This is a genomic window from Sphingobium sp. 15-1 (genome assembly GCF_013375535.1).
GTDB classification, from domain to species: Bacteria; Pseudomonadota; Alphaproteobacteria; order Sphingomonadales; family Sphingomonadaceae; genus Sphingobium; species Sphingobium aromaticivastans.
This window is the reverse complement of the sequence record NZ_JABXJG010000001.1, coordinates 1306183-1318569: the sequence shown is the minus strand read 5'-3', so window position 1 is coordinate 1318569 and position 12387 is coordinate 1306183. Positions and strand designations below refer to the sequence as shown.

Genomic DNA, 12387 nt, shown 5'->3' with positions numbered 1-12387 from the left:
TCATCAAGCCGCAAACCGCCCGATCTGATACGGCTCCATCGGAATATCCGTCGCACCCTTGGCGATGATCTCCGCCATCGTCTCGCCCACGCCCGGCCCGATCTGGAAGCCCGCCCCCGAAAAACCGAAGGCATAATATAGCCCGCTGGTGGTTGCGCTCGGTCCCATGACGGGCTGGCTGTCGGGCATATAGCCCTCGATCCCCGACCAGACGCGGATGATGTTGAGCTTGCCAAGTGCAGGCGCGAGGCGGCGGATTTGCTTCAATTGGCTCAGCGTATTCTGCGGCAACACATAGCTGCGATATTGATCCGGATAGGAAGGTCCACGCGTCGAGCCGCCCAGCACGATATTCCCCCGCGCCACTTGCCGGAAATAGACGGTCTCCTCCTCCAGCGGCGTCATGACGCCGACGGCGGGATGGATGGCATAGGGCACTGGCTCGGTGACGCTCATATTCGGGCCACGCGGGACGATGGGCACCGGCTCCCCGAACTGCGAGGAAAGGGCGTTGCCCCAGGCGCCCGCCGTGATCAGCAGGATCGGCGCCCGGAAAGTCCGGCCATCCTCGGCGGTGACAAGGAAATCCTCGCCCAGCTTCTGCGCGTCCACGATCTTGCTATTCTCATGGATAGCCGCCCCCATGCGCTGCGCCGCCCGCGCAAAGGCGGGAGCGGCGAGGCGGGGATTGGCATGCCCGTCCATCGCGGAATAGGACCCCGCCAGCACATCATTGCCGAAAAAGGGAAATTTCGCCCGCAGCGCATTGCCGCTCAGCAGTTCAAGGTCCAGGCCCTCATGCCGCGCCTTGTCGGCATAATCCTCCATCGCGCCGACCAGTTCGGGCCGCTCGCGATAGCAGACGCGGATATGCCCCGACTGGAGATATTCCACATCCGCGCCCAGCAATTCCCGCGACCTGCGCCAGATGGCGATGGCGCGATTGGCAAGGGGAAGCTGGTGCAGCGCGCGCCCCTGCCGCCGGACATTGCCGAAATTGGTGCCGCTCGCCTGCCGCCCGATCAGGTCGGTCTCCAGCAGCGTGACCGACAGGCCATGGCCGCGCAGGAACAAAGCGGCGGAGCTGCCCATCAGCCCGCCGCCCACGATGATGACGTCGCTGGCCGCGCTCATGCTTCTTCTTCTCCGATGGCGATGGGCAGCGGTTTGACCGGCGCTTGCCCCCGCAGGCGGCCGACTTGCTCGACCGGGATATGGGCTTCGGCGGCGATCAGTTCCGCCGCCGCAAGGCCGCAATAGCGACCCTGACAGCGGCCCATGCCGACGCGGCTGAAGGCCTTGGCGCGGTTGGCTTCGACCGCGCCGGTTTCGCGCATGACGGCGCGCAGGTCGCCTGCGCTGACGGCTTCGCAGCGGCAGATGATGGCTTCGTCGGGGAGGGACGCGGCCTGATGGGCGGGCCAGGGAAAGGCCGTGGCCAGCCCGCGCGCGAATTTCGCATAATGGGCGACATCGCGGCGCAGCGCGGTCATTTCGCCGCTGTCCACCGGCAGGCCGAGGTCGGAGAGCGCGGCCAGCGCCGCCAGTCTGCCGCTCGCCTCCGCCGCCCTCGCGCCCAGGATTTTGGCGCCGTCGCCGGCCAGATAGACGCCGGCCGCGCTGGCCCGCCCATCCGCATCGCGCTTCGGCAACCAGTGATGCGTGTCCGCGTCGAAGGCGAATTCGCAGCGCGCCAGATCGGCCAATTGGGTTTCGGGACGAAGGTGATAGCCGATCGCCACCGCATCGCAGGCTATCGTCCTTTCCTCGCCCGAAGCGGTGCGGAAGTGCACGCCATCCACGCCGCTGTCGGCATCGCCCACTATCTCGACCGGCGTGATCCGGTGAAGGACCGGAATGCCCGCTTTGCCGAGCTTGCGGGTGAGCTGGACGCCGTTCCACAGCACGGACGGCATGGCGAGCAGGTCGGGCAGCGCCTTGATCCGCGCGCCCGCTGGGGAGGTGTCCAGCACCGCGGCAACCTTCGCCCCGGCCTCCACATATTGCGAGGCGACCAGATAGAGCAGCGGCCCGGAACCCATGAACACGACTTCATGGCCGATGGACACCGCCTGCGACTTGAGCGCCACCTGCGACCCGCCCAGGCTGTAGGTGCCCGCCAGATTCCAGCCCTTGACCGGCATCAGCCGATCGGTCGCGCCGGTACAGAGGATCAGCGCGTCATAGGGCAGCGTTTCCTGCCGGTTGCCGCAAGCCGTCCAGACCTGCCCGTCCGCGACGTTCCACGCCAAAGTCTCGGGGCGATAGTCGATCCGGTCCGCCAGCCCGTCGAAACTGTCGTGCAGCGCCTTCGCCCGCCCGGCTTCGGTGCCGTAGAGCTTCTCATAGGGGCGGGTGAAATTGTCCGGCTGGCGGCGGTAAATCTGTCCGCCAGCGCGCCGCGCTTCGTCGATGACGATGGGGCGCAGGCCCGCCTTCACCACCGCTTCCGCCGCGCGCACGCCCGACGGCCCGGCGCCGACGATGATTATGCGTGGTTCGGCCATGTCGCCTCCGGCTGGCTGGTGAGGATGCGCTGGCCCGAAGCCGCGAGCGTGGAACAGGCGCGCAAGCGGTCGCCGCCCTCCGTCCAGACCCAGCAATCCTGGCAAGCGGCCATCAGGCAGAAGCCCGCCCGGCGGCCGTCACCGAATTCCGACTGGCGCAGCGCGCCGCCCGCGCTGAGCAGCGCGACCATCAGCGTATCGCCCTCCAGCGCCGTCACCGGCTGGCCGTCGACATGCAGCGTGACCGGGGGGCGTTCCGTCTCGCCCAGACGAACGAAGCGTCCGTTCATGCCGCGACGCCTTGAACTTGCGTCAAAGTTTCTTCTCCATGATGACACAGGATGCTGTTGCCCTTGGCCAGCCTGTGGCGCGGCGGCGGGGCGAGGTTGCACAGCCCGTCGATCCGCGCCGGGCAGCGGGGCAGGAAGCGGCAGAGGTCGGGTTCCTCGGCAGGCGCGCCGATCAGGGGGAGGGGGCGGCCCGCGCCGCTTTCCTCCAGCCAGCCGGCGCGCATTTCCGGCACTGAACCGATCAGCAGGTCCGTATAGGGGTGGAAGGGCGCGGCGCGGAACGCATCCCGCCTGCCCATGTCCACCATCGTGCCGGAATAGAGGACGAGTATGTCGTCGCAGATCGCGCGCACGGTCGAGATGTCGTGGCTGATGAACATATAGGCGACGCCCAATTCCCTGCGCAGCTCCGCCATCAGGTCGAGGATCGCCGCGCCGACCACAGTGTCGAGGGCGGAGGTCACTTCGTCGCAGAGGATCAGTTCCGGGTCGGCGGCAAGGGCGCGGGCGAGGTTGATGCGCTGCTTCTGCCCGCCGGACAGCTCGCCGCAGCGGCGGTCGATCACCGACGCTGGCAGGCGGATAAGGTCGAGCAGCTCCAGCACCCGCAGGCGCGCGGCATTGCCCTTGAGCCCATGGTAGAAGGCGAGCGGGCGGGAGAGGATCTGGCCGACGCTATGCGCGGGATTGAGCGCGGTGTCGGCATTCTGGAACACCAATTGGATGCGCCGGAACTGGTCGCGGGTACGGCCCTTGAGACCCGGCGGCAGAGGCTCGCCGTTCAGCAGCACCTCGCCCTGAGCGGGGGGCAGCAGGCCGGCGATCACGCGGGCCATGGTGGATTTGCCCGAACCGGACTCCCCGATCACGCCCAGGGTCGCGCCGCGCTCTATGGTCAGGTTGATGTCGCGCAGCACGGGGATGCGCGGGCGGCCATCCTTGCCGATCCTGCCATAGCCCGCCGTCATGCCGCGGATTTCGAGCAAGGGGGCGGCGGGCGCGTCGGCCTGTCCGGGCGCGGGGCGGATGGCGGGGCGGGCAGCGGCCATCAAAGTCTTGGTATAATCGTCGGCGGGGCGGTGCAGCACCTGATCCGCGCTGCCTTTCTCCCGGATGCGGCCCTGGTTGAGCACGACGATTTGGTCCGCCATCTGCGCCACGACGGCCAGGTCGTGCGAGACGTAGATTGCCGTCGCGCCGCGTTCCAGCACGACCGCCTTGAAGGCGCGCAGCACCTCGATCTGGGTGGTGACGTCGAGCGCGGTGGTCGGCTCGTCCAGGATCACCAGTTCAGGATCGGTGACGAGCGCCATCGCTGCCATCAGCCGCTGCAACTGGCCGCCCGAAAGCTGGTGCGGATAGCGCGATCCGATCATGTCGGGAAAGGGCAGGGCCAGTGCGCGGAACAGCTCCACCGCCTTCTTCTCCGCCTCTGCCCGGGACATGAGATGGTGGATCAGCGCCGGTTCGATCACCTGATCCATGATCGTGCGGGACGGGTTGAAGGCCGACGCCGCCGACTGCGCGATATAGGCGATGCGGTTGCCGCGTAGGGCTGCGAGGCCCTTGGCGTCGAGCGAGAGGATTTGGGACTTGCCCACGCGGATCGAGCCGCCCGCGATCTTCGCGCCGGGGCGGGCGTGGCCGAGCAGGGTGAGGGCGATGGTCGTCTTGCCCGATCCCGATTCCCCGATCAGCGCCAGCACTTCGCCCCGCTTCAGCGCGAAGTCGATGTCGCTGACGATGGGGAAGGTCTCGCCCGCCGCGTTGCGCGCCGTGACGCATAGCCCTTTGACTTCGACATGAGCCTCTTTGACATGAGCGGTCATGGACGTTTCCCCTTGAGGCCGTCGATCAGCAGGTTGACGCCCACGGTCAGCGTCGCGATGGCGATGGCAGGCATCAGGATCGCGGGTGCGCCTTCGCCAAGGCCGGAGATATTCTCGCGCACCAGCGAGCCAAGGTCGGCGTCCGGCGGCTGCACGCCAAGGCCGAGGAAGCTCAGCCCCGACAGCAGCAACACGATGAACACGAAGCGCAGACCGAAATCGGCCAGCAGCGGATGGATCATGTTCGGCAGAATTTCCCGAAGCGCTAGATGGAAGCGGCCTTCGCCTCTGGCGCGGGCGACCTGCACATAGTCCATCTGCGCAAGGTTCACCGCCAGCGCGCGGGCGATGCGGTAATTGCCCGGCACATAGGTCACAGCGGCGATCAGCAGCAGCAGCGGCAACGAAGAACCGAAGGCCGCCACCAGCACCAGCGACAATATCTTGGACGGAATCGAGATCAGCGTATCCATGAAGCGCGACAGCGGCTCGTCCACCTTCGGCCCGCCCACCGCTGCGGTCAGCGCCAGCGCCGTGCCGGTCCCGCTCGCCAGCATCGCGGCGGCGGCGGCCAGGCCCACCGTATAGCGCGCGCCCGACAGCAACCGGCTCAGCACATCGCGCCCCAGATAGTCGCTGCCCAGCCAATGCTGCGCCGACATGCCGTCGAACACGTCATAGGCGACGAAAGCGCCGACCGGATAGGGCGCCAGCATCGGCCCGAAGACCGCGACGGCCAGCCAGAAGAGGACGAAGATCAGCCCGATCTTGGCGGACAGCGGAAGGGCTTTGGCCCAGCGGAGGGAGGAAGCGGTCATTGGGCTCGCAGCCTGGGGTTGGCGAGGATGGCGGTGACGTCCGCGATCAGCATGAGGATGAGATAGGCCGCGCAGAAGATCATCGCGCAGGCTTGCAGCAGCGGCATGTCGCGGCTGGTGACGGCGTTCACCATCAGGCTTGCGAGGCCGGGATAGTTGAAGATCGTCTCGACGATGATCGCGCCGCCCAGCAGGTAGGAAAGGCTGAGCGCCATGGCGTTGACGATGGGCGCGACCGCGTTGGGCATGATGTGTCGCAGCACGACCCGCACCGGCGCCACACCCTTCAGCACCGCCATTTCGACATAGGGCCGGTCCATCTGGTCGATCACGGCGGCGCGGGTCATGCGCGCCATCTGGGCGATGACGACGATGCTGAGGCACAGTATCGGCATCGCCGCCCCGCGCAGATAATCGCCCCAGCTCATATCGTCCGCGACCAGCGCAATGGAGGGCAGCCAGCGCAGCTTCACCGAGAAGATCAGCACCGCCAGCGTCGCCACCAGAAATTCCGGCACTGCCACCATGGAGAGTGTGGAGATATTGAGCGCCCGGTCCAGCCTTCCGCCCCGGTTCATCGCGGACCCGATGCCGATGGCGAGCGCCACAGGCACCGCCACCAGCGCGCTGAGCGCCGCCAGCAACAGGCTGTTGGGCAGGCGGCTGGAGATGACTTCGGAAACGGGGAGATTGGCGACCAGCGACTGGCCGGGATCGCCGCTCACCATGCCGCTGAGCCAGGAGACGTAACGTTCATGCGCGGGCCGGTCGAGGCCCATCTCATGGCGCAGCGCGGCGACCTGTTCGGCGGTGGCGCTTTGGCCGAGCGCTTCCTGCGCGGCGTCGCCGGGCAGCAGTTGCGCGATGGTGAAGACCACCAGCGACACCAGGACCAGCGTCAGCAGCGAGGAGGCGAAGCGCTTGCCGATCAGCGAGAGCGCCGCCTTCGCGCCGGAAGAGGAGGATGCGCCAGCCATCAGCCTTCCCACCAAACATGTTCGGCAAATTGATAACCCATCAGGCCCCCGGTGGACATGGATTGCAGCCCTTTGAGGCGCCGGTCATAGCCGTCGATCAGGCTGATGAAGACCGGAATGGCGACCCCGCAGCGGTCATGCACCAACCCCTGCATCTCGCCGTAAAGCTGCTTGCGTCGCGCCTGATCCGCTTCGCCGCGCGCTTCGATCAGCAGCCGGTCGAAACGCGGATTCTTCCAGCCGGACTCGTTCCAGTCGGCGTCGGACTTGTAGAAGAGGCTGAAGACCAGGTCGGCGGTCGGGCGGGGGTTGGTGTTGCCGAAGGTCAGCGGGTGCTTCATCCAGTGCGTCGACCAGTAACCGTCGCCCGGCACCCGGTTCACGGCCAGGTTAAGCCCGACGCGGGAGCCATATTCCTGCATGATCGACGCCATGTCGACGGAACCGTCCGCCGCTGGGGAGGCATAGACGGGCAAGCGCACGCCATTCAGCCCGGCGCGCTGCAAATGCCATTTCGCCTTGTCCAGATCGAGCGAGGTTTGCGCCAGATCGGCGCGGTAATAGGGGTGGAAGGGCGGGATCGGATGATCGTTGGCGATCGTCGCATAGTCGCGATAGAGCGCCCGCTTGATCAGCGGCCGGTCGACCAGATATTTCATCGCCGCGACGAAATGGGGATTGTTGGTCGGCGCGCCGTCCTGCCGCATGATGAGGTTGGTGTAGAGACCGGACTTGCTCTCCAGCAGCGCATGATGGCTGGAAGCGCGGACACGCTTGGTCGAGCGCGGATTGACCGCGATGATCAGATGCACGTCGCCCGACAGCAGCGCGTTGACGCGGCTGACCTCGTCGGGAATGCCGATCAGTTCGATCTCTTCCAGATAGGGCTTGCCGTTGCGCCAGTAATTGGGGTTGCGCCGGGCGAGCGTCCGCACGCCGGGGCGGAACTGGGCGCAGCGATAGGGACCGGTGCCGTTGGCGCTATGAAAATCCTTCGTCCCGGCGCGCAGGATCAGGAAATGCGACTGGGCGAGGATGGTCGGCAGGTCGGCATTGGGACCAGTCAAACGGATCGTCAGGTCCAGCGGGCCGTTTGCCTTCACCTCGGCAAATTGCTCCGCGATGGTCGCCATTTTGGAGCCGGTCGCGGGGTCTTTATGCCGCAGCAGCGACCAGACCACGTCCTTCGCCGTCAGTGTCGCTCCGTCATGAAAGGTCACGCCCCGGCGCAGGCGGATATGCCAGTTCTGCTGGTCACTGCTCTCGATCCGCTCGGCCAGAGCGGGGCGAGGGACGAGGTTGCGGTCGAGCTGGGTCAGCCCATTGTAGAACATGTAATGGCGCACATAGTCGGTCGACAGCGCGCCCTTTGCGGGATCGAGCGTGTCGGCGGTCGAGCTGGACAAGCTCGCCACTCGAATGCGTCCGCCCACGCGCGGCTTGGGCGCGGCGAGCGCGGTTTCGGGCAGCAGCAATCCCGCCCCCAGCGCGCCCAGCATGTCCCGCCGGGAAAAGGAGAAATCGTCCATCAATGGATCACGTCCTGCCATTTATACCACAGGCCGACGAGCGGCAGGAACCAGGGCTTGCCGAAATGGCCGGGCACGCTGGGCCAGTCGAGATCGCGCCAGGGATTGGCGGCATCGTCCCCCGCCATCACCCGCGCCATTTGCTGGCCCATATAGGTCGCCATCTGCACGCCATGGCCGCTATAGCCCATGGAATAGAAAAGCCCGTCCTGCTCGCCGGCGCGGGGCAGGCGGTCGGCGGTCAGGTCGACCATCCCGCCCCAGACATGATCGACGCCCACGCCCTTCAGCGCCGGGAAAATCTCGCCCATCGTCTGTTCGAGGATATGCCCGCTTTTCAGGTCGGAACGCGGATCGCTGTTCGCGAAGCGCGCGCGCCCGCCGAAGATCAGCCGGTCGTCGGCGGTCAGGCGGAAATAATTGCCGATATTCTTGCTGGTCACATAGTTGCGCCGTCCGGGCAGCAACCTGTCGATCAGCCCATTGTCGAGCGGCTCCGTCGCAATGATGAAGCTGCCCACCGACACGATCCGCCGCCGGAAGAAGCCGAAGGGCGCGGCGGCAGGCGCACCCCCGGTCGCTACCAGCACCTGGGAGGCCGTGACCTGTCCCTTGGGCGTCGTTACCCGCCAGCCCCCAACCCCGTTGCTGCTCAGCCGATCCAGTCCCGTGACTTCGGCATTTTCATAGATTTTCGCACCCGTCCGCGCTGCCGCTTCCGCGAGGCCGACACCAAAGCGCGCCGGGTTGAGCTGCGCGCTGGTCGTCTGGATCAGCGCGCCGTGAAAGGCGTCCGATCCCACTTCCTCGCGGATGCGCTCCGGGGGCACGAGGCGGACATTCTGATCCACCTCGGCCGCCAGCAGGTCATGCGCCCGTACCAGCTTGTCATAATGTTTCGGCTTGGCGGCCAGCTTCACCCGGCCGCAGCGGTTGAAGGCGCAATCGATGCCTTCCTCCGCCACGATCCGCTCGACCAGATCGACCGCGTCGACATGGGCGCGATAATAGGCCTTCGCCACATCCTTGCCGAAGCGGGCGGAGAGGGCGCCATAATCATGGGCGGTGCCGTTGTTGCACTGGCCGCCATTGCGCCCCGAAGCCTCGCCCACCACGCGCCCCGCCTCCAGCAGCACGACGTTCGCGCCGCGCTTGGCCAGCGCCAATGCCGCCGAAAGCCCGGTAAAGCCGCCGCCGATGATGGCGACGTCAGCCCTACCTCCAAAAGCTTCTTCGGGCGCGCCGGATGCTCCGCCCGTGAAGGACGGAGCGCTCGCCAGCCAATAGGAGAGGGGGGAGGCGTTCATCGCTGGGATCAGAGACCCACGACCGCCGGCAGCGCGCCGATATGCGGGATTTCGACGTCGCGATAGAAGGCGTTGGACGGCTCATGTCCGCGACCCACGAACACGCGGCAGCCGAAATGCAGGTCGCTCGCGGTGTTCTGGTCGTACCGGAAGCTGGAGGAGACGTGCATCATCTCTTCCGGCTTCGCGCCGAGCTGGTCGAACATATATTCGAACGCCTGCATGCGCGGCTTGTAGGCCTGCGCCATCTGGGCGGTGTAGACGGCGTGGAAAGGCGCGCCGAGCATGCCGACATTGTGATGGATCTGGTCGTTCATTGCGTTGGACAGGATGACGAGCGGAATCTTGTCCCCGATCTTGGACAAGCCGCCCGGCACATCCTCATGCGGACCCCAGGTCGGCACGGCGTTATAGACCGCATCCGCATCGGCTTCGCGATATTCCACGCCCCAGCGCTTGCAGGTGCGGCGAAGCGAGTTGCGGATGATCTCCTGATAGGGTTCCCAGGGGCCTAGCACCTGGTCTAGCCGATAGGCGCCCCAATCCTTGCAGAAGGCGGGCAGATCTTCCGCCGCGACGCGATCGGCCATGAAGGCGGTCGCCATCTCCGTCATGCGGAAACGGGTCAGCGTGCCATAGCAGTCGAAGCTGATATATTTGGGCCGGAAATTGGGCATGGGTGGAACTCCCCTTGGTTGGCGTCTGTGGCCGGTGGGCCGTCTCTTGATGAAGCCATTACGGCATGGGCTGTCCGGAACATGTCTCCGATTGGTTCGGGGCGAGGGGCAGATTTGGACCTTTTATACCATGGTTTCGGCATAGTTTGCCGTGGGCCAATCGAGACTGCAAACGGGCGGGTGGAGGGGCGTTTCGGGAGGGATGAAAGAACAAGGGGCAGCAGATAATAGCGCCATCCTGTTTCCTTCTTCGTCATTCCCGCGAAGGCGGGAAACGCAGTTCGGCAAAGCCAATCCATCTCCTGACCGTTGTTCTTGGTGCTTCTTATGGGAGATGGATTCCCGCCTTCGCGGGAATGACGATAAGGGAGGGTTAATAGCCCCGGTCCCTGCTGACTTCGCCTTCCATCGCCTCGCCTGCCTCAAGCCGCCTTATATTCGCGATCAACGCCCGCGCCGCGCTGTCCGCCCGCGTCATGCTGGCGATGTGCGGCGTCAGCAGGATGCGCGGATGATCCCAGAAGGGATGCTGTTCCGGCAGCGGCTCCGGTTCGGTCACGTCCAGGATCGCGGCGGAAAGATGCCGCTCGTCGAGCAGGGACAGCAGATCATGCTCCACCAGGTGCCCGCCCCGCCCAACATTGATCAGCGCGGCGCCGCGCGGCAGTTGGACCAGCGTTTCCCGGCACAAAATGCCGCGGGTCTCTGCCGTCAACGGCACCAGGCAGATGAGGATGTCGCAGCTCGCCAGAAACCCGCTCAATTCCGCTTCGCCCGCATGGCAGGTGACGCCCTCCATCGCATGGCGCGACCGGCTCCAGCCCGACAGGGCAAAGCCGAACGGGCGCAGGGCGTTCAACACCGCCTGCCCCAATTGCCCCAGGCCCATCACGCCGATCCGGCGGGCGGCGGCGGGGACCAGCTTCACCGGCGCCCAGCGATGCTCCCGCTGCGCCATGCCATAGTCGATGAAATTGCGATGCAGCGTCAACACGGCCCCGCAGGCATATTCGACCATGCCCTGGACGATCCCCGGCTCGATCATGCGGACCAGCCGGACATGCGGCGGCAGCTTGCTCATGTCGAACTGGTCGATCCCGGCGCCCACCGAAAACAGCGCCTCCAGGCCGGTCAGCCGCTCCAGCAATTCGCGCGAGGGGTCCCAGGCGACGAGATAGCGGATGGCGGCCGGATCAGTCATCTCCTCCGGCGTCAGAAAGGGGATGCCGGGCGCTTCGGCGGCGAAGATTTCCCGCCAGATGCGCCCGCGTTCCGGGTCGGACGTGTAGAGCAAGGTCATGCCATCTGCTTTCTTGCGGTAGACCGGCGACGGACGGCGCGGGCCTGCCACCACATCAGCGGTCCGGTAAGGGAAAGGGCGATCAGCCCCAGCGCGACCAGCATGACCGCGACCGGCCCGATCAGGCCGAAACTGTTGCCCGCGTGGAGCGGCAGGACGCTCATCCAGAGCGCGCCGTTATTCTCCGCCCGCGTCGCGCTGACGATATGCGGGGCCGCCAGCGTCACGATGGCGCGGTGCACGGCGCGGGGATTGCGTTCGGGCGCGTGGAAATTGGCGATCAGACGTTCGTCGGTCAGGCGGAAATCGCGCAGGACGCTGTCCGGAAAGGCGCTTTGGGCCAGCCCCAGGCTCCGGTCGATCGCCATGGCATTCGCCGCCGGGCGCTGAAGGGGCGTGGCATCGGCGCCGATCAGTTCCGGCACCACCAGCAAAAGCCCCGTCACCGCCATGAAACCCAGCAGGACCGACATCAGCACGCCGGCCGTCCGATGCAACTGCCGCAGCACCAGCCGGAAGGCCATATTCCAGCGGATCGAAAGCTGCTTCGAGACAGGCCCCTTTTTGGGCCACCAATAGGCAAGGCCTGTCCCCGCCATCGCCAGCAGGGCCAGCGCATTGAGCAGCACGACCGCCATCCCGGCCTTGCCCGCCATCAGCCGGTAATGGAGCTGGAGCGCCGCCTCGACCGGAAAAGCCCAGACCGGCCCGGAACGAAGCAGCTTGCCGCCCGCCGGATCGACCGACGCATAACGCGTGCCCTGCGCCCCTGTCATTTCCGCGACATAGGTCGCGCCATCCCCATCGGGCGCGAAGAGGCGCGCAACAGCAAAGCCCGGCAATGCCCGCTCCGCCCCGGCCACCGCGGTTCCCGCCGAAATGGCGGGCGCCGCGCCATGGCTCGTCATGCCCGCCGGATCGATCCAGCGCGCCACCGGTCCGCGATAAAGCAGCAGCATGCCCGTCACGGCCTGCACCAGCAGCAGCGCCGCCATGGCAAGGCCGATTATCTTGTGAAGGCGAAGCCATCGCGCCCGGTTCATGATCTTTTCCTAACACAGAAAAACCGCCGGCGACCCATCAGGCTTGGAGGGGTGGTCGCCGGCGGCCGGTCGGGGCCTTATAGTTGCCGCGATTTCTTAACCAGCGATCG

General features: G+C 66.2%; 11 protein-coding genes. All 11 read right to left on the bottom strand.

The window, feature by feature from the left end:
- Positions 1-3 precede the first annotated feature (3 nt).
- The 11 genes from HUK72_RS06110 to HUK72_RS06060 all read right to left on the bottom strand — a co-directional run bounded on the left by HUK72_RS06110 (position 4) and on the right by HUK72_RS06060 (position 12277).
- Positions 4-1134 carry an FAD-binding oxidoreductase gene (locus HUK72_RS06110; protein ID WP_176595992.1) on the bottom strand — a complete coding sequence of 377 codons (1131 nt, stop codon included), beginning with the start codon at positions 1132-1134 and terminating at the stop codon, positions 4-6.
- Positions 1131-2507 (bottom strand): NAD(P)/FAD-dependent oxidoreductase, encoded by a 1377-nt coding sequence (locus HUK72_RS06105; protein ID WP_176595991.1) that lies wholly within the window; start codon positions 2505-2507, stop codon positions 1131-1133. Before HUK72_RS06105 ends, HUK72_RS06110 begins: the two co-directional genes overlap by 4 nt.
- Complete coding sequence (locus HUK72_RS06100) at positions 2489-2797, bottom strand: (2Fe-2S)-binding protein (protein WP_176595990.1); 309 nt, start codon at positions 2795-2797, stop codon at positions 2489-2491. Before HUK72_RS06100 ends, HUK72_RS06105 begins: the two co-directional genes overlap by 19 nt.
- Positions 2794-4626, bottom strand: coding sequence for an ABC transporter ATP-binding protein (locus HUK72_RS06095; RefSeq protein ID WP_176595989.1), 1833 nt, complete (start codon positions 4624-4626; stop codon positions 2794-2796). The genes HUK72_RS06100 and HUK72_RS06095 overlap by 4 nt, the downstream gene beginning before the upstream one ends.
- Positions 4623-5444 carry an ABC transporter permease gene (locus HUK72_RS06090; RefSeq protein ID WP_176595988.1) on the bottom strand — a complete coding sequence of 274 codons (822 nt, stop codon included), beginning with the start codon at positions 5442-5444 and terminating at the stop codon, positions 4623-4625. Before HUK72_RS06090 ends, HUK72_RS06095 begins: the two co-directional genes overlap by 4 nt.
- Positions 5441-6421: an ABC transporter permease gene (locus HUK72_RS06085; RefSeq protein WP_176595987.1), complete on the bottom strand. Its 981-nt coding sequence runs from the start codon at positions 6419-6421 to the stop codon at positions 5441-5443. Before HUK72_RS06085 ends, HUK72_RS06090 begins: the two co-directional genes overlap by 4 nt.
- A complete protein-coding gene (locus tag HUK72_RS06080; RefSeq protein WP_176595986.1) occupies positions 6421-7950 on the bottom strand; it encodes an ABC transporter substrate-binding protein in 1530 nt (509 codons plus the stop codon). The genes HUK72_RS06085 and HUK72_RS06080 overlap by 1 nt, the downstream gene beginning before the upstream one ends.
- Positions 7950-9257 (bottom strand): FAD-binding oxidoreductase, encoded by a 1308-nt coding sequence (locus HUK72_RS06075; RefSeq protein WP_176595985.1) that lies wholly within the window; start codon positions 9255-9257, stop codon positions 7950-7952. Before HUK72_RS06075 ends, HUK72_RS06080 begins: the two co-directional genes overlap by 1 nt.
- A gap of 8 nt (positions 9258-9265) precedes the next feature.
- Positions 9266-9934, bottom strand: a complete 669-nt coding sequence (locus HUK72_RS06070; protein ID WP_176595984.1) for a haloacid dehalogenase type II — start codon at positions 9932-9934, stop codon at positions 9266-9268.
- Positions 9935-10307: 373 nt separating this feature from the next.
- Entirely contained in the window at positions 10308-11234 is a 927-nt protein-coding gene (locus tag HUK72_RS06065; RefSeq protein ID WP_176595983.1) for a glyoxylate/hydroxypyruvate reductase A, read from the bottom strand.
- The gene (locus HUK72_RS06060) at positions 11231-12277 is read right to left on the bottom strand and encodes a PepSY domain-containing protein (protein WP_176595982.1); all 1047 of its coding nucleotides are present in this window, start codon (positions 12275-12277) and stop codon (positions 11231-11233) included. Before HUK72_RS06060 ends, HUK72_RS06065 begins: the two co-directional genes overlap by 4 nt.
- Positions 12278-12387 lie beyond the last annotated feature (110 nt).